The sequence below is a fragment of the Paenibacillus sp. 01T442 genome (assembly GCF_056398345.1).
Map to the genome: position 1 here is coordinate 1 of NZ_JBFTPF010000080.1, position 21,629 is coordinate 21,629.

Annotated in this window: 17 protein-coding genes; 12 read left to right on the forward strand and 5 right to left on the reverse strand. The window is 44.6% G+C overall.

All coding sequences use genetic code 11. The features are described 5' to 3' along the window. Positions 1–456: 456 nt before the first annotated feature. Both AC1DLM_RS30130 and AC1DLM_RS30135 read right to left on the reverse strand, forming a co-directional pair. Complete coding sequence (locus tag AC1DLM_RS30130) at positions 457–1,068, reverse strand: SGNH/GDSL hydrolase family protein (RefSeq protein WP_441991069.1); 612 nt, start codon at positions 1,066–1,068, stop codon at positions 457–459. Positions 1,069–1,088: 20 nt separating this feature from the next. Further along, positions 1,089–2,501 (reverse strand): FAD-dependent oxidoreductase, encoded by a 1,413-nt coding sequence (locus tag AC1DLM_RS30135; RefSeq protein WP_477572024.1) that lies wholly within the window; start codon positions 2,499–2,501, stop codon positions 1,089–1,091. A gap of 231 nt (positions 2,502–2,732) precedes the next feature. On the opposite strand from AC1DLM_RS30135, the gene AC1DLM_RS30140 reads away from it, so the two are divergent. The 9 genes from AC1DLM_RS30140 (at position 2,733) to AC1DLM_RS30180 (ending at position 16,538) form a co-directional block, all read left to right on the forward strand. Next, complete coding sequence (locus AC1DLM_RS30140) at positions 2,733–3,776, forward strand: LacI family DNA-binding transcriptional regulator (RefSeq protein ID WP_441991071.1); 1,044 nt, start codon at positions 2,733–2,735, stop codon at positions 3,774–3,776. Positions 3,777–3,867: 91 nt separating this feature from the next. Then, on the forward strand, positions 3,868–5,484 hold the full coding sequence (locus AC1DLM_RS30145; protein WP_441991072.1) for a response regulator: 1,617 nt from the start codon (positions 3,868–3,870) through the stop codon (positions 5,482–5,484). Between the two features lie 17 nt (positions 5,485–5,501). Continuing rightward, positions 5,502–7,397 carry a sensor histidine kinase gene (locus AC1DLM_RS30150; RefSeq protein WP_477572025.1) on the forward strand — a complete coding sequence of 632 codons (1,896 nt, stop codon included), beginning with the start codon at positions 5,502–5,504 and terminating at the stop codon, positions 7,395–7,397. Next, on the forward strand, positions 7,390–8,922 hold the full coding sequence (locus tag AC1DLM_RS30155; protein WP_477572026.1) for an extracellular solute-binding protein: 1,533 nt from the start codon (positions 7,390–7,392) through the stop codon (positions 8,920–8,922). The genes AC1DLM_RS30150 and AC1DLM_RS30155 overlap by 8 nt, the downstream gene beginning before the upstream one ends. A 162-nt stretch (positions 8,923–9,084) precedes the next feature. Then, positions 9,085–10,041, forward strand: coding sequence for an ABC transporter permease (locus AC1DLM_RS30160; RefSeq protein ID WP_441991075.1), 957 nt, complete (start codon positions 9,085–9,087; stop codon positions 10,039–10,041). 11 nt (positions 10,042–10,052) lie between these two features. Continuing rightward, the gene (locus tag AC1DLM_RS30165) at positions 10,053–10,928 is read left to right on the forward strand and encodes a carbohydrate ABC transporter permease (RefSeq protein WP_441991076.1); all 876 of its coding nucleotides are present in this window, start codon (positions 10,053–10,055) and stop codon (positions 10,926–10,928) included. 76 nt (positions 10,929–11,004) lie between these two features. Beyond that, the gene (locus AC1DLM_RS30170) at positions 11,005–12,561 is read left to right on the forward strand and encodes an extracellular solute-binding protein (protein WP_441991077.1); all 1,557 of its coding nucleotides are present in this window, start codon (positions 11,005–11,007) and stop codon (positions 12,559–12,561) included. A gap of 236 nt (positions 12,562–12,797) precedes the next feature. Next, positions 12,798–15,452 carry a 3-keto-alpha-glucoside-1,2-lyase-like domain-containing protein gene (locus AC1DLM_RS30175; RefSeq protein WP_477572027.1) on the forward strand — a complete coding sequence of 885 codons (2,655 nt, stop codon included), beginning with the start codon at positions 12,798–12,800 and terminating at the stop codon, positions 15,450–15,452. 135 nt (positions 15,453–15,587) lie between these two features. After that, positions 15,588–16,538, forward strand: coding sequence for a helix-turn-helix domain-containing protein (locus AC1DLM_RS30180; RefSeq protein ID WP_477572028.1), 951 nt, complete (start codon positions 15,588–15,590; stop codon positions 16,536–16,538). Here AC1DLM_RS30180 and AC1DLM_RS30185 read toward each other — a convergent pair. Together AC1DLM_RS30185 and AC1DLM_RS30190 are read right to left on the reverse strand one after the other, a co-directional pair. Continuing rightward, positions 16,426–17,094 carry an FAD-dependent oxidoreductase gene (locus AC1DLM_RS30185; RefSeq protein ID WP_477572029.1) on the reverse strand — a complete coding sequence of 223 codons (669 nt, stop codon included), beginning with the start codon at positions 17,092–17,094 and terminating at the stop codon, positions 16,426–16,428. The two genes, AC1DLM_RS30180 and AC1DLM_RS30185, sit on opposite strands and share 113 nt — an antisense overlap. Then, positions 17,057–17,932, reverse strand: coding sequence for an FAD-dependent oxidoreductase (locus tag AC1DLM_RS30190; RefSeq protein WP_477572030.1), 876 nt, complete (start codon positions 17,930–17,932; stop codon positions 17,057–17,059). Before AC1DLM_RS30190 ends, AC1DLM_RS30185 begins: the two co-directional genes overlap by 38 nt. A gap of 488 nt (positions 17,933–18,420) precedes the next feature. Here AC1DLM_RS30190 and AC1DLM_RS30195 point away from each other — a divergent pair, with 488 nt between their 5' ends. After that, complete coding sequence (locus AC1DLM_RS30195; RefSeq protein WP_477572031.1) at positions 18,421–18,573, forward strand: hypothetical protein; 153 nt, start codon at positions 18,421–18,423, stop codon at positions 18,571–18,573. A 193-nt stretch (positions 18,574–18,766) separates the two neighbouring features. Here the strand turns inward: AC1DLM_RS30195 and AC1DLM_RS30200 are convergent, their stop codons facing one another. Continuing rightward, on the reverse strand, positions 18,767–20,125 hold the full coding sequence (locus AC1DLM_RS30200; RefSeq protein WP_477572032.1) for an aminotransferase-like domain-containing protein: 1,359 nt from the start codon (positions 20,123–20,125) through the stop codon (positions 18,767–18,769). Between the two features lie 159 nt (positions 20,126–20,284). Here AC1DLM_RS30200 and AC1DLM_RS30205 point away from each other — a divergent pair, with 159 nt between their 5' ends. Beyond that, the gene (locus AC1DLM_RS30205; protein ID WP_477572033.1) at positions 20,285–21,226 is read left to right on the forward strand and encodes a DMT family transporter; all 942 of its coding nucleotides are present in this window, start codon (positions 20,285–20,287) and stop codon (positions 21,224–21,226) included. A gap of 36 nt (positions 21,227–21,262) precedes the next feature. Next, positions 21,263–21,415: a hypothetical protein gene (locus AC1DLM_RS30210; protein WP_477572034.1), complete on the forward strand. Its 153-nt coding sequence runs from the start codon at positions 21,263–21,265 to the stop codon at positions 21,413–21,415. Positions 21,416–21,629: the final 214 nt, after the last annotated feature.

The following is a 21,629-nucleotide window of genomic DNA, read 5'->3' on the forward strand; positions in this document are numbered from 1 at the left end:
GAAAGATAACTTAGTTCAGATAACTTAGTTCCGCTAAGAGCCTCTTGGGCTACTTTGATGCGTTGCTCATCATAAAGGATATTGCTTTTCATACATTTCATTCCCCCTCACCGATATTGTACCTTATTGCATATTGATGACTCCAATCCAATTAGAGGGCTTCTGAGAAAATGCTGAGAATAGATCGACATTTTCCATCTATTCTCAATAAATAGGCTGAAGTCGCTGAATTAGCTGTAACAAATCCAGTTATTTCGCAAACTTTTTCAATATAGCTAGTCACTCACCATCCGCCACGGCCCATCAGAACTCTAAATAATCATCAACACCACCACGCCCACCAGATTTCCCCCTAGTAACGCCACCTCGCCCMCCGCCAACCATGACTCTCCCAAGTAACAAAAAAACAGCCACCCCAGGTCGCTAAACCCTCTGGAGCAGCTGTTCCTATGCACATCACAAACCCAACAAAAACGGTACAACCATATCAGCAATCCGCCGATGGCCAGCCTCATTCGGATGCAGGCCATCCGAAGTGAAGTGAGGGAGCGTCAGCTTGTTTAATCCGCTTTCCGCATACAGATTAAGAACAGGCAACCCATACAGCAAACCAATCTGCTTGATAGCGTCCACATAATCAATGAGGCGATGACCGGCAGCGTTGACATAGAAAATGTCATATTGATCTTTATCCCGCTGCAGCGGTGTCCATACATTCAACCGGCATTTCGGATTTTTCGTCAAAATGTCCTCAATCAAAGCGGCATACGCGCCGTGAAACGTAAACACGTCCTTACTTCCTAACTCCCCGATCGGCTTATCTAGTCGATAGTCATTCACACCAGCGAAGATGGTGACGCAATCCAAGGTAGTGTCGATTAACCGACCAACATGAGTTGTCGCACCATAGTCGCGATCACCGCCGGCTGTCATGGGACAGCCGCTTTTGCCATAGTTGATCACACTCGCGAAGCCCAGTACTTCCTGAACAAGCGGCTGATACCCGCCAGCTTCGGTAATGCTATCTCCGAGGGTACCCCAGGTTTTTCCCGACCATTTGTTAAGCAAGGTAGTGAGTCCCCTTTCAATTAATTCTCTTTTTCATAATGAATAGAACCGACAGCGACCTCATGATCTGTATACGCCAGACCTGGATTATCTCCCAGGTAGGCACCTTGCTCGATCAATTTACGCTGCAATTCAGGGATGGACACCTCGCGGAAGCCGATATCCATAACGCTCGCCATCGAAGCAGCAACGCCTGCCGCTTCACCCATAGCGAAGCAATTTGGCATTACGCGAAGTGAACCTTGCACGGGACGATCAGATGAAACAGAACGACCTGCGACGATGAGATTCGATTTGCCTTGCGGAAGCATACAGCGATAAGGCACGCCGTGGGATTTTCCTTTTGGCAGATGCTTAATCGTCATTGTAGATCCGGCATTCGCCAAATGGATATCAATAAAGTAGGAATTACGGGCAATATCGTCCTCGAAAGTACGCATCGAGAGGAAATCATCCACGACAAKGGTGTAGTCACCTTGAATGCGGCGAGTTTCACGAATACCGATTTGATCGCCAGAATGGACAAGGAAAATGTTCTCAAAGCCAGGCACATACTTTTTCAAGAATCGGATTTGTGTATCAATCAACTGACGGCCTTCGATCGCGGCACGAGTTAAATCCTCTGCTTTTGTTCCGTCGATGTTGAATACATGGCCAAAATTAAAGCCAACTACGGAGTTCGAAATCCATGCCATCCCTGAAACGCGTTTGCGCCCTTCTGGCAGTTCACCATTTTGCTGGGCTAAGGTCACGAGTTCTTCAAGTTGCGGATGCTGACCCGTTTCGGCGAGAAATTGACTGAAGCGCTCCTTATCTGCACCCRTCACGACATAGCACATCGTACCAGGCTGAAGCTCGCCATTTTCACCGCCAACTTGAAAAGGGACCCCTGCCAATGCCGCAAGATCCGCATCTCCAGATGCATCAATGTACAGCTTCGCTTGTACGACGGAACGGCCGGATTTATTGCTAATGACAAGACCGCTGATGCGATCCCCGTCAAGCAGCACTTGATCAGCAACGGTATGAAATAGCACTTGTGCGCCGCTAGCAAGTACTTCGGCATCATAGACGCGTTTGAGCGTTTCGACATCGATTGGAACCCAGTCCAGCAATTGTTCATACCGGTTTAGGAAATCCTCTCCAGCTGCGTGTTTCATTTTTTCTAGCAAATCGAGGCCGATACCTCGAATAACAGGCTTCTCTCCATCGGTATAGGGGCAAAATGCAGGTACAAGTGCAGCAGTTCCCATGCCGCCTAGATAACCCCGTTGCTCTATTAGGAGCGTGCTGGCACCATTACGTGCAGCCGCAATTGCTGCGGCAATACCTGTAGCACCGCCGCCAACAACGACGACATCCGGGGTGTGACTGACAGTTAGCTTTTGAGCAGGTATGGTTACGGTTAAGTTGTTTGTAGATGAGTTCGTCATTCGAATTTCCCTCCTAATGGGTGGACATTGGCCAACCTTTGCTTCGCAATGCTTTCACAGTTGTTTATGTTGACCGTCTTTGTTTTCATTATAGATCGCTGTAACGAAGGAACTAGTTTAATTTTTGTTTCATCTAAAAAGTAAGCATGATATAGTGACATTAATTCGTAATGTCAGTCATGTCCTTTATAGAGTAACCTATTAACAACGTCCTGGAGGTGCAACAACCCCATGCCAACCCGCAAAGCAGTCACCATGAAAACAATTGCCATCGAGCTTGGCTTAACGGTACAAACCGTGAATAAAGCACTGAAGGGCAAGCATGGCATGTCGGAAGCGACCCGCCAACTTATTGTCCAAACCGCCGAGAAACTCGGCTATTACACAATGGACCAGATCCGCAGTTTGAGACTGGATCATATCGCGCCTTACCCGAATGAGCGCCTGCGTTTTCTGCTTGTTCAGACTGCGGAATCTGTGTCGTATAATCGCCTGCTGCTGCAAGGGCTGCAAGAACGATTCTTTTCCTTCGGGCATCGCATTGAGCTGCTTATGCTGCCGCAGCGCTTAAAACAAGACAAAATGGCAGTTTGGCTAGAGGAAGCAGGAGTCCTATATGCGGACGGTATATTTATTGCACCGAGCATTCTGCCCCAGGAGTGGGAGACGGAGCTTTTTAACCTTTCCATGCCCCGAATTCTGCTAAGCTTTCCACCATCCGGTGTCAAAATTGACAGCGTGATCTGGGATGTCTATGAAGCGACTTGCCAGGCTGTTGCTTATCTGCGAAGTCAAGGGCACGAGCGCATTATGTATGTGGGTGACATCCAAATGCAGCGAGGATCGATTCTGCGTTGGCAGGCGTTTGGCTATGCGATGCAAGCTTCTGGCATCACGATCGCGCCCTTCGAGCATTGCATCGGCCCCCGCGACACCAACTTAGAGTGGCATAATGAACTCCTCCACCAAATTCAACAACTACAGCCAACGGCCATCATTTGCGGCATCGATCATGAAGTGCCTGTGGTCTATGACACCTGCAAGGCACTTCAGCTCCGAATCCCAGATGATATCTCTTTAGTCGGCTTCCTCAATGAGCAACCCGAAACATTGCCGGAATTTACACGTCCGCTTCTTCCAATCTCACAAACCGGATATCGCGCAGCGGACCGGATGCTGTGGCGGATTGCCAATCCGACACTGCCTTTTGAACATATTCGCATTCAAGGAGAATTCTATATTGGTCATACAACAGCCCTCCTATCCGCACCTTAAGATCGCACCAGAAATCATAAGATCCTCCTATGTCTCATGACTTTGTCCAAGTTATAATAGAGAGAACTGCTACTAAGGAGGCCGACACCAGATGTATAAACTTGTCATTGTGGACGATGAACCGACAGTTCGTTTCGGGTTAAGTAATTATTTTGACTGGAAGGCATTCGGAATTGAGGTTGTAGGCGAAGCAGATGATGGTGATGTAGCGCTTGAGGTGATTGAGCGTGAGAAGCCGGATCTCATCTTAACAGATGTACGAATGCCCAATATGGATGGGATTCAGATGTCCAACCAATTAAGTGAACGGTTTCCTCATATCAAAATTGTGTTCGTCAGCGGTCACGATGATGCTGAGTATTTGAAATCTGCGCTGAAGGTTAAAGCGGTTGATTATATGTTTAAACCAGTCAATTTAGGCGAGCTGGAGATTGTTATCGAACGATTAGTAAGCTCTCTCAATGCGGAGCATCAAGAGCGCAAGCTCATTGAAGATATGCAAGTCAAGCTCATACAGAGCATGCCCCTGTTGCAGGAGAAATTCCTCATGTCACTGATTCGGGAAGGTGTTATGTACCCATCACGTGTGCAGGATCGTATTGATTTCCTTCATTTGAACTTGCCGATGGAGGGAGCCTATTGGGTCATTGCCATTCGTATCGATGATGCTACAGAGGTTGCGCAAACCAGGTCTGAAAGAGACCAACAGTTGCTGTCCTATTCGGTTCTGAATATTGTGCAAGAGCTCATTGAGAGAGAGATTGGCGGTTATGTTTTTGAAAATCAGATCGGCGAATTCGTAGGGATTCTTCGCATGACTCAGGAAGTTGATCAGGAAAGCTTGCTGTTCACCTTGGCGGAGGAAGTCCGCGAAAGCCTTCATAATTATTTGAAAATCAGTGTTACAATCGGGGTAGGAGAACGAATTTCCAGACTTGCCAGCCTGCCGCAATCCTATTCACAAGCGAAGGAAGCGGCCGATCAACGATGGTTTTTAGGCAAAAATCAGATCATTTCTATGGATAATTTGGAACAAGCCGAGGAGAGTGTATATCGGTTTGATGCCTCACAGCAAGAGCGTATCGTCTCCTCCTTGAAGTCTGCAGATACGTTGAAAGTGCAAGAGGAGCTAAACGAGATATACAATGCGCTGTCACGTAATCGGACAGATGGTATTGCTTATGGACGTAACATCAGTCTTCAACTGCTGCTTCTAGCCAGCCGAATATTGTTGGAGCTGCACGTACAGAAGCAAGATCTCGAAAGCAAAGAGAACGAGCTCATGGCCAAAGTGTTTCAGCAAGAAACGTTAGGTGCTTTGCATCGTCTTGTTGAAGTGTTTTTGTTGGAAGTATGTGAGCGCATTGGTGAGAAAAGAAATGGCAAATCTAAAAATGTGATAGAACGAACGCGAGCGATTATCGATAAACGGTATGCGGAGAATTTGCAAGTAGGTGATATAGCGACGGAAGTATTCCTGTCCACGACGTATTTGTGTTTGCTTTTTAAACAAGAAACGGGGGAAACCATTAACGAATATATGACCAAGGTACGCGTGGAGCAGGCGAAAGCGCTATTGAAGGATCCAGCGAATAAGTTTTATGAAGTGTGTTATGCAGTGGGGTATTCGGATCCTAGTTATTTTAGCAAAATCTTTAAAAAATATACCGGTTACACACCAAGCACATATCGAGATCAAGTCATGTAAAGAGAGTAGGGGCCATCATGATTCTCAAAAATAGAAGCAGGACATTTACCGCGATGATTCTCAGAAACGTTCTCGCAGCTAGATTCTGGCTCATTGCCTACGTGGTGCTAATTCTCATTCCGGCTTCCATTTTCATCTATGCGTATTCCCAGCGTTATTCGCGTATTCTGGAAGAAGAAGTGACGCGATCGATGCTTCAAACTCTCAAACAGGCTGAAATTAATTTGGATCATCAATTGGATTCCTTACGGGATACCTCAAATTCGTTGTTTTTAAATCCCAAACTGCAGCAATACCTAAACAATTCGACGACATATAGCGAACAAATTGACGCTTTGAAAGAATTACGCTATTTAATTGATAACGGGCAAACGAATTCAAATGTGTTCCGTGTGCGTTTGTATGTCGATGAGAAAAAACTGTTCTCCCATGAAAAAGTAAATTTCTTCCCGATCGAAACGCTTCAAAAGCGTCCTTGGTATCAAAATGTTGTGGACGCGGGTGGACAGCTTGTTTGGACGGGGGTTTATTTAGAGAATTTTATAGATCCAGATAAGCAACAAATGTATATATATTCAGGCATCCGATTATTAAAAAATCCAGAAGATTATACGAATTTGTCAGGTTTCTTATCCATAGATGTGGATGCGAAGTCGCTTGAAAACATGTTCTCCAGCATTTCGCTTAATAAAGATCAACATGTCTTCATGGTGGCGCAGGATGGTACGATCATCTTTCACAGTGATAAATCCTTGCTAGGCAATAAGTTCAAATCAGAAGCAGTCCTTAAAGCAATCGAAGGCAATGTGGAGGGTGTTTCTCCAATTATCGAGGACGATAATCAACAATATGTTGTATATACAACTGTCAAAGCGACCGGTTGGAAGATCGTTGCAGAGGTTCCCAAGAACGGAATCAGCTCTCGGGCTGCAACGCTGAATCAATTCTCGAGCGTGGCGACACTAACCGGTGTGACGGTGTTATTTCTCATTCTTGTTTTCATTCTGGTTGCGTTCATCGTTCGCGGGATGAATCGCCGTGTGCAGACGGTTATTAAAGTTATTAAGCGTGAGGGCATGGCTGGGCTGGATGAAAGGACTACGGCATCAGATGGCGACTTTTATCTACTCGAGAAAAGTGTGGATCATCTTATCCATCGGGTTAGGGATTTGATGGAGGAAACCTATCAATCAAAAGTCTTAGAGCGTGAAGCGCAGCTCCGTGCGCTGCAAGCTCAAATTAATCCGCACTTCCTGTATAACACGCTGGATACCATTAATTGGATTGCAATTGGGCATAAAGCGCATGATATTAGTCAGATGATTGATGGACTTGCCCGATATTTCCGACTAAGTTTGAACAAAGGCAAAGACGTGGTAACCGTGACAGATGAACTAGAGCTAGCGAAGGTGTATCTTGAAATTCAGCAGACACGTTTTCCCAAAAGCTTTGAGTTTGTGTTTGAGTTAGGAGGCCAAGATGGAATGGAGGAGGTGAATGAAGTCAGAGCTTCTTTAGAATCTTGTTTCATTCCGAAGCTTACCTTGCAGCCTATCGTAGAAAATGCTTTGCTTCATGGCATACGTAAATCAAAAGGAAAGTCGGGCAAAATTACGATTAGTGCTTGGATTGAGGGAAATGAATTGCTATTATCCGTTACCGATGATGGCATAGGGATGGAGCCTGATTTTGCCCAAACGCTGCTTACTGAACCAAGGCCTGTTGTGCGAACTGACGGCTCAGGCAGCTCGTATGGCTTATTCAATGTGAACGAGCGAATTCGTTTGTTTTCCGGAGAATCCCACGGATTAAGTATACAGTCACAACCTGGGGAAGGGACGACAATCACCGCAAGGTTCAGCTGTAGCATATGCAGACAGCATCGGAATTCCAGGGAGGATCATCATGCGTAACTCGATTAGAATTAAATGCCTGATTGCGATTGTCGTCTGTCTCGCTTCAACAAGCCTTGCAGCCTGTAAGTCAGGGACCAGCTCAAATCTTAAAGATACTCCGTCTGTACAGGCAAATCCCAATAAGCCGGAGCTAAGGGCACTTCAATTATGGCAAAAGGAAGATTATAATTCGAATCCTGTGGCCAAGTATTTAGAGAGTGCTACGGGGTATAAGGTGAAATATGAGATGCTTCCGCAAGATAAGCCTCAAGATAAGCTCAATATTCTGATAGCTTCTGGAGAACCCTTCGATGCAATCACGACGACTGGAACAACAGATTTCAAATCACTATACGCCGATTATGCCAGGAAAGGGGCCCTTCTTGATTTGGGACCTCTTCTTGATACATATKGGCAGAACATTAAGGCTGGCGTGGATCCAGAAGCATTGGAAGCTGCCAAAATTGATGGCAAGCTGTATGCCATTCCAACGAAGTCACTTTCCTCCTCTGGCGAGAGCTTATTTATACGTCAAGATTGGCTCGACAAGGTTGGTTTGAAGGCACCAAGGACCCTTGATGAATTGGTTGCTGTCTTACAAGCATTTAAAGATAAGGATCCAGGTGGTAATGGTGATATAAACATACCATTTACGATGAAAAGCGAAGCCGTGTTCGCTCCCAATATCGTAGGCGCCTTTGGCATGCCGAATTTCTGGAACCTGGTGAATAGTAACCTGACGCCGCGTATATTGGACCCTCATTATAAAGATTATGTCGCTTTCATGTCGGATCTCTTTAATCGGGGGTTGTTAGATAAGGAGTTTGCCGCGAATAAAGATGTGACAGCCAAAGAGAAATTCACAAGTGGTAGAGCGGGGATGATTGTTGTACATTGGGCGGACATACCAGCAATGATCGATGTTTTGGTGAAAAATGTACCTACTGCCAAAACGGCATATATTCCTGCCGTTGTAGGAAAGGATGGCATGCTAGGACTTAGCGAAAGTAGAGGATTTGATCGTTTGACTTTTATCCCCAAAGCTTCCAAGCATCCAGAAGATATGATGAAATGGATGAACAGCAAGCTGGATCCAACGATATTCAGAACCATGACCATTGGTGAAGAGAATAAGGAATATACGGTGAAGGATAACGCGTACACACCTATTCTACCTCAGTTTAATGAGAATCGAGGACAGGCGAACAACTTCCTTACGGGGACAGATGATAAGATCTATCCTGTGTACTGGCAAGCTCGTGTTCGTAAAGACATACGAGTATTTGAAGCATGGAAATTCATTAATGTGACAGAACCGGCTAGTACCCGAATTCCCGATCCCCTTGGATTCGCGCCATTTTTGCCTGAATTTTCGAAGAAATTCCTAATGCTGAATACGCTTGTAGCTGAATACACCACGAAGCTTGTTTTCGGTGCTGAGGCTATTCATGATTTGGAGGCATTTCGGCAGAAATTCAAAGATGCTGGTGGCGAAGTGAGTTACCAAGAAGTGAATGCTTGGTATATAAGCGTTAAGAAATAAGCGCATTACCGAAAGAGGCTCGCGAGTATATCGCGAGTCTCTTTCATGTCGTTATTTGTAAAAACACCATAAGATAGTACCAGAAACACAAAGATCACCATCTACAGATAGGTTCATAGGCTCTTTATAATACAGATATAACAACTTGGAGGTGAACGCGAAATGAGTGTTGCAACAACAGAAGTAAAACAACGTGTGGAAACGACGAAGGTCAGCAAAAATAGATGGAAGCTTTTCCGCACGAACATAGATCTCTACGTTCTGCTCATTCCTGGATTGCTTTTTCTGCTTTTATTCAAATACACGCCTATGTACGGTATTATCATCGCGTTTATGGATTTCAACATTTTCGATGGCTTTACGGGCAGCAAATGGGTTGGTTTAGCACAATTCACGAAGCTAATCCATTCGGATGAATTTATACAAGTGTTTATCAATACGCTCTTAATCAGCTTGTACAAGCTCGTGCTGCTCTTCCCAGTTCCGATTTTCATCGCGCTCTTATTAAATGAAGTGCGGAAGAGCTGGTTCAAACGTACGATTCAAACGATTATATTTCTACCTCATTTCTTATCATGGGTCATCATTTCAGGGTTATTTCTAACGATCCTTTCTCCGAGCGGTGGTTTAATTAATAATGTGATTCAATATTTCGGTGGAACACCCATTGCTTTCTTTCTAGATAACCATTATTTCCGAAGTGTGCTGGTATTTACCGCAGGGTGGAAGGAATCCGGTTGGAACACGATTATTTTCATCGCAGCCATTGCAGGCATCGAACAAGAACAATATGAAGCAGCTTCCATTGATGGTGCTGGGCGAATTCGTCAGATGGCACACATTACCCTACCAGGTATCGTGCCAACGATCATTTTGATTCTGGTTTTGCGACTGGGATACTTGCTAGAAGCGGGTACGGAACAAATTCTAACCATGTATAATTCGGTTGTTTATCAATCAGGTGATGTCATAGGGACTTACGTTTATCGGGTAGGTCTTGGACAGCAAGATTATAGCTTTAGTACAGCAGTAGGTTTGTTCAATTCCGTAATTGGATTCCTCTTGATCGTGTTGGGAAATGAGCTCAGCAAAAAAGTGGTCAAGCGAAGCATTTGGTAGGAGGTGCAGCTATGAAAAAGAAAACAATCGGAGATTTGACCCTAGATATCTGCGTATATGCTGCGCTGTTATTGTCTGGCGTACTTACGCTATTGCCAATGCTCAACGTGCTATCCAAAGCATTAAGTGAGGAAACTGCTGTTCTGTCAGGTAAGGTCGGTATTCTGCCTGTAGGTTTTCAGCTAGATACGATGAAATATGTTGTATCTTCAAGTCAGTTTTTACATTCGATCTCGGTCTCCCTGATTGTCATGGTTGTGGGGACTGTACTTGCTATTATGTTAACGGCTTTGACAGCGTATCCATTATCTAAGAAGCATCTGCCAGGAATTCCATTTGTTTTAATTATGTTCATATTTACAATGCTGTTTAACGGTGGAATCATTCCGAATTACTTACTTATGAAAGAACTCCACCTCATCAATAGTTTGTGGTCCTTAATGCTGCCTGCACTGATTAGTGTGTTTAATCTATTGGTAATTAAGAGCTATTATGAATCTTTACCAGAAGCGTTAGAGGAGTCAGCCAAAATGGATGGTGCTCGCAATTTCACGATTCTCTTCCGTATCATTCTTCCGCTTAGTACGCCGGTTGTTGCCACAATAGCGCTATTCTATGCGGTGTACTTCTGGAATGATTACTTTCATCCTATGCTGTATATCTCAAAAGGAAGTTTGAAACCACTTCAATTATATCTACGGGATATTGTTATGGATGCAGACAGCTCAACGGCATTGAATAAAAGTGTGGATGACATGATGAATATTTCACCAGAAGGTATTCGCTCAGCAACGGTTATTGCTTCCATTATCCCGATGCTCCTTGTGTATCCGTTTCTTCAAAAACATTTCGTCAAAGGCGTTCTGATTGGTTCTGTGAAAGGCTAGTGTTGCGTTAACGCCTTAGATGTTTTCATCGAGGGCCTAATGATATGATAACAAAATGAACTAGGGAGGTTTATGTATGTTAAAAAGATACAAAAAGCTGATGCTCGTTACGCTTACAGCTGGTTTGTCCGCTTCATCGCTCGTGGCTTGTTCCTCAGGTGACACGAAAACTAGTAGCACCAATGCCCCTGCAACTGCTGCTGCAACAGCAGCACCAACACCTGAAGCGCCGAAGCCAGGACTCAAATCTTTACAGATTTGGCAGAAGGAGGACTACAACACGTACCCGGTTGCAACATTTTTGGAAAAGGCAACAGGGTATAAGGTTCAATACGACATGCTCCCTCAAGATAAACCGCAAGATAAGCTGAATATCTTGATCGCTTCCGGGGAATCGTATGATGTGGTTACGACAGCTGGATCCACTGACTTCAAGGCGCTTTATGCTGACTATGCCAAAAAAGGTGCACTTGTTGACCTAGGACCTTTGATCGATAAATATGGACCTAACATTAAAGCAGCCATTGACCCAGAAGCATTAGAAGCAGCGAAAGTCGATGGCAAACTGTATGGTATCCCAACAAAGAGCTTGAATACCGTATCTACCAGCTTGTACATTCGTCAAGATTGGTTGGATAAGGTCGGTCTGAAGATGCCTACAACACTTGACGAGCTAGTTACTGTATTGAAAGCGTTTAAAGAGAAAGATCCAGGAGGAAATGGCGATACGAATATTCCATTAACTGTTGGTGGAGATTCTTCCTTCATTGCTAATATTGTAGGCGCTTTCGGAATGCCGAATTTCTGGAATGATGTCAATGGAAAATTAACGCCTCGTGTGCTTGACCCAGCATTCAAAGATTATGCCACTTTTGTATCCGATTTATTTAAACAAGGTCTTATCGATAAAGAGTTTGCTGCGAATAAAGCCGCAACAACCAAAGAGAAATTTACTAGTGGTAAAGCCGGCATACTGATGATGAACTGGTCGGATGTACCTACGATCGCTGATGCTTTAACGAAAAACATTCCAACTGCGAAAGCAACATTTATTCCAGCTTTGACAGGTAAAGATGGTAAAGCAGGGTTGTCCGCTTCCAAAGGCTTTGACCGTATTACATTCATCCCGAAGGCTTCCAAGCATCCTGAAGATGCCATTAAATGGATAAACGCGAAGCTGGAGAAAGAAACATTCAAAACGATGGCTATCGGGGAAGAAAACAAACACTACACGTTCAAAGACGGGGCCTATACACCGATTCAACCGATCTTTACCGATGAGCGTAATCAAGCGAACAACTTCTTAATGGGATCCGATGATAAAAATTATCCAACTTACTGGCAAGCACGCGTACGTAAAGATATGCGTTTATTCGATGGCTGGAACCTTATGAACGGTTTGGCGCCAGAAAAAACAAGAGTGATCGACAAATTAGGATATGCGCCATACATGGCAGAATTCTCCAAAAATTTCCAACAACTTAACACGTTGTCAAACGACTACACAACGAAGTTGATCTTTGGGGCTGAGCAATTTGCAGGATTGGATGCTTTTATTGCTAAATTCAAAACATCAGGCGGAGATGCAAGCTTCAAAGAAGTAAATGACTGGTATGCAACTGTGAAAAAATAAGTAATCATCATGAAATGACAATAAGAGGAGAACTTGCTTGCAACGACTGGCGTAGGTTCTCCTCTTATCTGTGTTTTCATGCAAAGAGAAAGGGGGGGATGCCCCAAAATAAATCTGTTTGTTTTCGTGAAAATGTTAACGCTTTCAAATTTCGGAATGCAAGGAGCTTGTATGACGAACGGAGCTTCGCTCCCTTTTTATCGGTGGGCAGTGAATAATTTTAAGGAGGTATTATAATGTTTGCAATTACAAGAAAATCTGTCAGTTTGTTGGTAGTGCTTGCCATAATAATCATTGGATTTTTACCTCGGACATCTGAAGCAGCTCCGGCCACGATTCAGAATTACCCGATGCCATCCATCTATACCTCATCCAGTGTATATTCATTGAAAGCGGATAACCAATCGGTTCCTGTAATCAGCTATAAGGATGACTATGACTATGCTGAATTTTCTTTTTCCGGCACGGTCAGTATCGAAGTTACTGCTAATGTGCCGATTACATCTTATTCCATTAGTCCAATGGCCAAAAACATCGAGGGAACGGTCAATGGGAACAAGTTAACGTTTTCACTTTCTTCTTCAACATATGTGATCGTAAATATCAATGACCAGACGAAGAAGATTGTCATTGCAGCAGATCCCTTGGAGACGAATATTCCCCCGTCCACAGGCGCAGGGATTTATAATGTGACCCAATCGCCATACAACGCGGATAATACAGGGACATCGATGGCATCGAATGCGATTCAGCAGGCTATCGATGCCGCCTATCAAGCTGGCGGCGGCACTGTATTTGTTCCGGCCGGTGTCTATAAAAGCGGCAACCTAACGTTAAAAAGCAATGTAACCTTTTACCTAGCCGGAGGCGCTGTCATTGTCGGCACAGGCAGGGGTGAAGACTACGCGATTGATTTTCGGAAAGATTCACGAAATGCGGATGGCACGTATTTTATTCGTACTGCCGTAGACTCCAGCAATATTACCATACGAGGACGGGGAACCATTGATGGAAAAGGCATAGCGATGCGAGAGCGGAAAATGCCAGCACCGAATAAAAATGAAGGACTTATTAATAACTTGTTAGTCCCGCTGGCAACTACAAATTTTAATTTTGATGGTTTAATCTTACGGGATGCGGGTTTCTGGTCGTTCATGGTTGTTCGTTCCGACAATGTTACCATCAAAAATCTCAAGGGATTCCAAGATTTATACAAAATCGAGAATGATGTTATCGATATCAATGAGAGTCAGAATGTGCTTGTTAAACATGCGATTGCCATATCGGATGATGACACGTATTCTACGAAAACCTGGTTGCAGACGGGAATGTCTAGCGGATGGCCTGGAGCACTTGAACATTTGGAAAATGTAGTCTTTGATGATGCCCTTGCATGGACAAGATGCGCAGCTTTCAAAATTGGGCAGGGGGTAGCCCAGGCGCAGATCGGAGTGACCGTCCGAAATTCGTATGTGTATCAAAGCGCAAGGGCATTGCTGATTGATCATGGTTACACACTTAATACGCTTCCGGAGGAAGGTTACGCTCAAAATATTACGTTTGAAAATATTGACATCGAACGAGTAGGTATCAATCAATTCGGGAATCATTGGCTTACAGTTAGTACTAGCACTTCCGGCAATGTAAGCAATGTCGTATTAAAGAACATTAATCTTCGTGAGGTAGGATCTGAGCAATCCAGACTTTCCGGGAATGTCACCAAAGGCGGAATGGTTAACGGTGTCATGTTCTCTGATGTATATGTGAAAGGTAAGCTTGCAACAAACCTGACCGACTTGAAGGTTAGTGTAATAAATGAAAATGTAAGTGGCATTATCTTCGCCAATACAAAGCCGTTGTTCAGCGACAATTTCGAAGACGGAGATATGGCAGGTTGGACATCCGTTACAGGCAGTTGGACCGTACCGACAGACGGCACAAATAAAGTACTGTCTAGCGGCAGTCAGACATCAACATCTCTTATTACTGCCAATGCAGGAAGTTCATGGTCGGATTATGCGTATGAGGCCAGACTGGAAATGGGTATTACCAATGCCAATGCAGGCGTTGTCTTCAGGGTCCAGGACGCCAATAACTATTATATGTATCGCATCAATTCATCCAATCAGAAGTTGGAATTGTACAAATCCATTAATGGACTAATGACGCTTGTAACAAGTACCCCGTTTGCAGCCATAGAGAAGAAGTCGTATACGGTTAAGGCGGTTATTGAGGGGAACAAGATCTCTTGTTATGTGGATGGAGAGTTAAAAATGGCATGGACCAATCCTGTAACGGAATTGACCACAGGGGGGATCGGATTCCGCACCACCTCGATGGGTGTCCATTTTGACGATGCGATGGTTTACCCTATTGTCCCCTTGAACGATGATTTTGAAGATGGAAATATGACAGGATGGACGTCATCTTCAGGTTCATGGAGTGTGGTGAGTGCAGATACGAAAACCCTGCTCCAGAGTGCTTCGACCACTGCGCTTATTACTGCTGGTGATTCATGGACAGATTATACGTATGAGGGCAAAGTGAAAATGCCTATTACCAATGCCAATGCAGGTATCGTCTTCAGGGTGCAGAATGCAGATAATTATTATATGTATCGAATCAATGTAGCGAATCAAAAGCTGGAGTTGTATAAAGCTGTGAATGGACAGTTGACCTTAGTATCCAGTACTTCTTTCACAGCTCAGGCGAACCAGTGGTATACGATCAAGGCTTCCATCCAAGGCAATACGATTAAAGGTTATGTAGATGGCGCATTGAAGACAGAATGGACCAATCCTGTAACGGAATTAACAACAGGGAAAATCGGATTCAGAACCACCTCAGTGAATGTATCGTTTGATGATGCTTTAGTTGTATCTTCCAACTAGTGTCAGTCTAAGGTCACAAAGGAGCTGCCCCTCAAGCCATGTAACGGCTGCAAGGGACAGCTCCTTGTACTGTCTTATAGACAAATTATATAACCAATCGGAGAAGAATCGCTGTTGCCAGGAGGAACCTTACCTATGACGAAGTCAGATTTACACGGATCCGGCGTCATTTATGCGAATTATTTCACGCACACGAAGCCTCATTCCGTTAAGTATGGAGATGGACTGACCTTCTACCTGTTTCGGCTGCAGGTAGAAGGAACCTGTCGCGCGCTCGTGGATGGGAAATATGAGACCATCATCCCCGGCGACCTGCTCATTTATCCGCCAGATCAGCCAAACGAACTAAACGTGCAGCCCCGAAGCGCACCGGAATCGGGTGCGGTACAACCCGTTGGAGACTATTTCCTAGCTGGCAACGGGGAATGGCTAGACGCGTGGTGGAATAACAAAGGCTTGCCAACCAAAACCAATATCGGCTTTGACGATACAGTCATTACCTTATGGAAGCATATTATTAGCGAAAAGAAAAAAGTGATGCAGAACCATGAAGAGATCATGGACTATCTGTTGAGGGCACTTTGTTTGACACTGGAGCAAGTGATTCAGATTAAGCAGCGCACGAAGAGCACGGATACCGCATATAAAATTAAGCTATTCATAGAARATCATGCCCAGGAACATCTTCGTTTGGAAAAAATATCAGCCTCCGTCGGATTAAGCGTCTCTCGCTGCTCGTATCTGTTCAAAGCTGCTTTTKGCCAATCCCTGTTCGCCTATTGTATTGATGTTAGGTTAAAGCTTGCACAGCAGCAGGTGCTGTACAGCAATCTTTCATTGGAGCAAGTTTCCGAGAAGACTGGCTTCAGAACTACCCCCATTTCAGCCGGGTGTTCCGCGAACGATTTGGCCATCCCCCAGGAGAATATCGGCGCAAATTCGGATTCCAGTTCAATCATGAGTGATCTTGGTATTAGACATCTGTATACAAGACTTGATTTCCTTTATCAAGTAGGGCATGAAGTTGCTCATACTTCACATTTTGAACGATGCCGTCCGCATCCAGCGTCAGTGCAGCTGCGATAGCAGCCGATTGCCCCAGGATCATAAATACAGGCTCCATTCGGATAGAACCGTAGGCTGCATGGGTAGCAGAAACACATATCGGTACGATTAGATTCGTGCATTCTGCTCGTTTCGGTACAATCGCCCGATAGCTGATCGGATAAGGCGCTTTTAATTTTACATAGAAACCGCCCTCCGTGCTTACATGCCCGTCTTCGTTTACATAGTATTGGGTATGGTGTGAGTCCATTGCAAAGGAACCCATTCCTATGGAATCCGGAACCTCATCTTCTAGTCTGACGACATGCTCTGTCACCACATAATCGCCAATTAATCTACGGGATTCTCTGACGTACAGCTGGGGCGTCCAATGGCCGTTTTCGATGAATTCATCGAGCGGCAAGCCCCAAGGTTTGTAGACGGCCCGAATTTCCTCTGGCACACGGGGATGATTCTGAATAGTCCAGACATAGCCTTGCTGATAGATTCGATGGGCATTGAATATTTCTTCCCGTGTACGATAATCTGTCTCCGCATAGTTATGGTTCATAACCGTTGTAATCTGTAGAAATGCCACTGTTGTTATTGGAATCCGTCTTATCCGGCGAAACCATATTTAATTTAAAGAATTTTGTGTTTTGCCCTTGCTCGATAGCACGAAACAAAATTTCATAATCGGCTTCGTTGTATCCCTCAGGCTTTTCAATCTCCAGCCGGTTGTCTGGGTTGTTCGTCAAACACATGCGAAAGTTATAAGCTTGAAGCTTGGTGTCCCCATCGCCGACGTTGCCACCGGGGTGCGCATTGACGCGCAAAAGCAAGTCGCTTGAAGGCACACCTTTAACCACATAAGGATCGATCCCTCTGGGTAGTTCATTAAGTTCATCCCCGGGATGAATGCCGTTTAACGTCTCCCCGTATTGTGCATTGGACTCCCGGCCGACAACATACGATACGCCTGCTTTGCCCATCAGATCTCCTTCATACGAAGCATCAATAAACACCTTAGCTTTATATACAATGCCGGATTCCATCCGAATGGAGATAATCTCTGATCCTTGTTTTGTCACCCCGTCCTTTAGATCGAGCCTTTTTCCGTAAACGACTTCGATATTGTTTTCCGCAACCATATCTTGCAGAACTTCGAGCGCTACTTTGGGTTCAAAAAGCCAACAAGCCCCATCTTGCGAATATTTGCGAGCTACTCGTTTGTAAAACTCCAAGGACAAGCCCCCGATAGCTTCCTTCATCCCGAAGTCCGTATCTCCCAGGCCTCCTGTGGTCAAGCCACCAATCCGCTGACTAGGCTCGATCACGACCGCACTTTTGCCCATTCTTTTTGCTTGAATAGCCGCAACAATGCCCGCAGCCGTCCCTCCATAAATTACAATATCATACTGTTTCTCCTGGTTCACTGTACTCCGCCTCCATCACTATATTGCTTACAAAAACTATTATAATCCGCGTACTGGTTTGACGAGAATGATGAATCTTCCTCTTATACTTGATGAATCTTACTGTTTCTATAAAACGCTGTACCTCAAGAAATAGGCAACGATTTGGCGTAAAATATAGGTAGTAAAGTGTGATCCCACGCAAAACCACTAAGTAAATAAACCAGTAGTTTTTCTATGGTAACCACCCTGCCAGTGAGCCAAGTGATGCGCATGAATTAACGACAGATCCGCTCCTCGCAGGGGCAGGCAGTGGTGGTATCTTTTTAAATACGGTGGATGGTTATAAGCCGGGAACAGGTTCGCCTGCCTTGTCCTCTGGGGTTCTAATCAGCAGCAATGGAGGCAAAGATTACTGGGGCAGCTCCGTCTCATCTTGAACTTCTCCGAATCGGGGCGCCTATAATGGTGCTGGTATTGTCCTAACGGCTCCGAATACGTGGATTGACGTGGATGACGCGAATGTGAGAGATGGCACTTACTCTACGAAGAATCAAGCAGGAACAACGGCCGTTACCGTTGATACGAAGAACGACTTAATCAGCCACAAACGGGATGGTTATTTTAATTTGATTTTAATAGTTATAGCGGTACAGCTCTAACGCAACGATCACATTGAAGCCAATCCACAGGTCAGCAGTAAATTCAAATGGGAATGTCTCTTTTGCATCAAGTGAGAACATCACCAGTACGGATCGACCTAAGTTAACGATAACACCATAATCACATATGGGCTGAGTCCTTGGAACCGTGTCGACAGGAAGTGACGCGGTGTCCGGTGCTCAGCTTTTATTTTTAGACGCGCCAGCCCTGTTTCACCATATGCTTGATCTCATCCGCAATAATGCGTACACCCCTGTCGATGCGATCTTCTGATACGCGTGTGATGCTAAGATTCATCAGCGGCAGCGGTTCAAAACTCGGTAAATAATGGGGTGTAAGGTTTTGAATGAGTACCTGCTTCTTTCGCATTCTTTCCAACAAAAGCGGAATCGGCAAGTGAGGAGGGAGCGTGATATGCGTGTGTACACCGGATTGGCGTGGGGAAGCCACGGTATAGCTATCCTCCTTATAGGCATGCAGAGATTCGTGCAACTGTTCTAATCGTCTCGAATAGGCATCCCGGATGGCATGTTTACGCCGTTCAAACATGCCACTCTGAATATAAATTTCCAAGGCAGCTTGTGAAAGCATGGGGCTGTCAATGTCGGATATCTTTTTAAATGTACCGAATACGTCATCCAGAGCTGATGGGAGAACGGCAACTCCAACCCGTAACCCGGGGAACAGGATTTTAGCGTAGCTTTTTAAATAAATGACGTGAGAAGAATCATAAGCGTAGATCGGATCTGATTTTGAATCTAGTTCCAGATCGGCCAGATAATCATCTTCAACAATATACACATCGTATCGTTTGGCCAGCTTGGCAATTGCTTTCTTCGTAGGCTCAGAGTAGGAGCATCCAAGCGGGTTATGAAAACGCGGCATCGTATAGAAGAACTTTATGTCCTCCATACGGAAGAGATGTTCTAAGTGATTCAAGTCGATATCACCATGAGGTGACCGACGAATTCCGTGTACGGGCAGCTGGTAGCTTTCAACTAATTGGATAAACAAATGATAGCTAGGCTGCTCCATCAGAATGCCGCGCTTTTTGTTTGGAAAAGGCATCAACGCCAAGATAGCGAGTGCCTGCTGCACACCAGAAGTGATATGAATGTGATCGGGCTTCGTAAATACCTGATAGTTAGCCAAATGCTTACATAGCAGACGTAATAAGGAGGGCAGGCCTTGCGATGTCCCATAAATAAATAGTTCATTTTTGTACATATCAAAGGCTTTATCCACACAATGTTTAAAATCCAAGTAAGGAAACAGCTCGGGATCTGGTGCGGCAGAGGAGAAGTCAAAGATCTTATTCTCAGGTTGCAGCAAACTTTCTCCTCGTTGTTGAACCGCGTAATAGCCGCTTTGTGGGATCGAATAAATGAGGTGGCGACTTTCCAGAAGGGTAAAAGCACGAATCACAGTGCTCTTGTTGCAAGCATACCGAAGGGCGAGATCTCTAATAGAAGGAAGCTTCTGTCCTGCTTTGATTTCTCCTTGTTCGAGTTGCTGTTCAATGTCATTCACAATCTGCAAATATTTGTACATGAGCGTTGGATCTCCGATCTTCACTTTAGAATTGTACCGGTACAGTTGATGCGTAAAAGGATTGTTGTGCATGGCTTGAGGATTTATGCTGGAAGTAGAGAATGTCTCAGTCAGTTGTGAGACTACATGTATTCTAATATAGTGTAAGGAGTTGGGGAGATGACATCTCACAAAGAACGAAAACTTGCTTATATACTAGCTGTACTTAATGCCATTATCATCGGTATCTCTTTTCTATTTGCCAAAATAGCGCTGGACTACGCGCCCCCCCTTGATACTCTGATGTACCGATTCGCCGTATCGTTTCTTGGACTATCGCTGCCAGTTGCTTTGGGAATCGTAAAATTGCGTTATCGCGGCAAGCCTATTGGCAAAGCACTTTTACTCTCATCTATGTATCCATTGGGCTTCTTCACCTTACAAGCATATGGCTTAAAACACGCAACGGCCGCTGAGGCGGGGATCCTCTACGCATTTACACCTATCGTCACCATGTTGTGCGCATCGATCTTTTTGAAAGAATCCACCAATCGGGCTCAGAAGCTCGCAATATTTTGCTCGGTATTCGGTGTTGTATTTATCTTTCTAATGAAGGGAGCTGAGTTAGATATCTCTAATATAACAGGCATTTCCTTGCTAATTCTTACTAGTGTTTCATTTGCGGGATACAGCGTAATGGCACGCTCCTTATCCACGCAATTTAGTCCATCTGAAATTAGTTACTTGATGCTGAGCACTGGATTTGTAGTGTTTCTGATCGCCTCGTTATTTACGCATAGGAAGTTAGGATCTTTCGAGAGTTTGCTAACGCCTTTGTCTCACCCACTCTTTCTCGTGTCTATTCTATTCTTAGGCTTGGTGTCTTCACTGGTAACGGCTTTGGCGTCAACGTATGTCTTGTCCAAAATTGAAGCTTCCCAAATGAGCGTATTCACGAACCTTTCCACATTGGTTACAATTGCCGCGGGCGCATTATTCCTAGGAGAGGAAGTAACCCGCTCTCATGTTATTGGCTCAATATTTATCATAGCTGGCGTGCTCGGTACCCAATACTACAGTGGACGTACCAGAGCGGTTCCCAAGTTGAAGAGATCTGTTTGATTGCAAAACATTCGGAGCTGTAACTGGTGGTGGCTGATGCCAATAAATCATTTTGTAATTGGAAAAATAAAACATTGCCATGTGTTTAGCATCCATGCTATATTATCACTCCGGCCGCAAGACAGACAGGCTGGTAACGAAAAAGAATTAAAAAAAGAATTTCAAAAAAAGCTTGCAAATAAAAAATGAACATGGTATATTACATCTCGCTGCTTCGGTAACACGGCAGTGAACGCATGGGATATTGATCTTTGAAAACTGAACAACAAGTGAGTAAGCACAGTCGAGTAATCGACTATAAAAGAGATTGCAAAATCTCGCTAGCTTCAAATGAGCAATTAAGCTTTTTCAAATAGGACGAGCAATCGTCCACTATTATGGAGAGTTTGATCCTGGCTCAGGA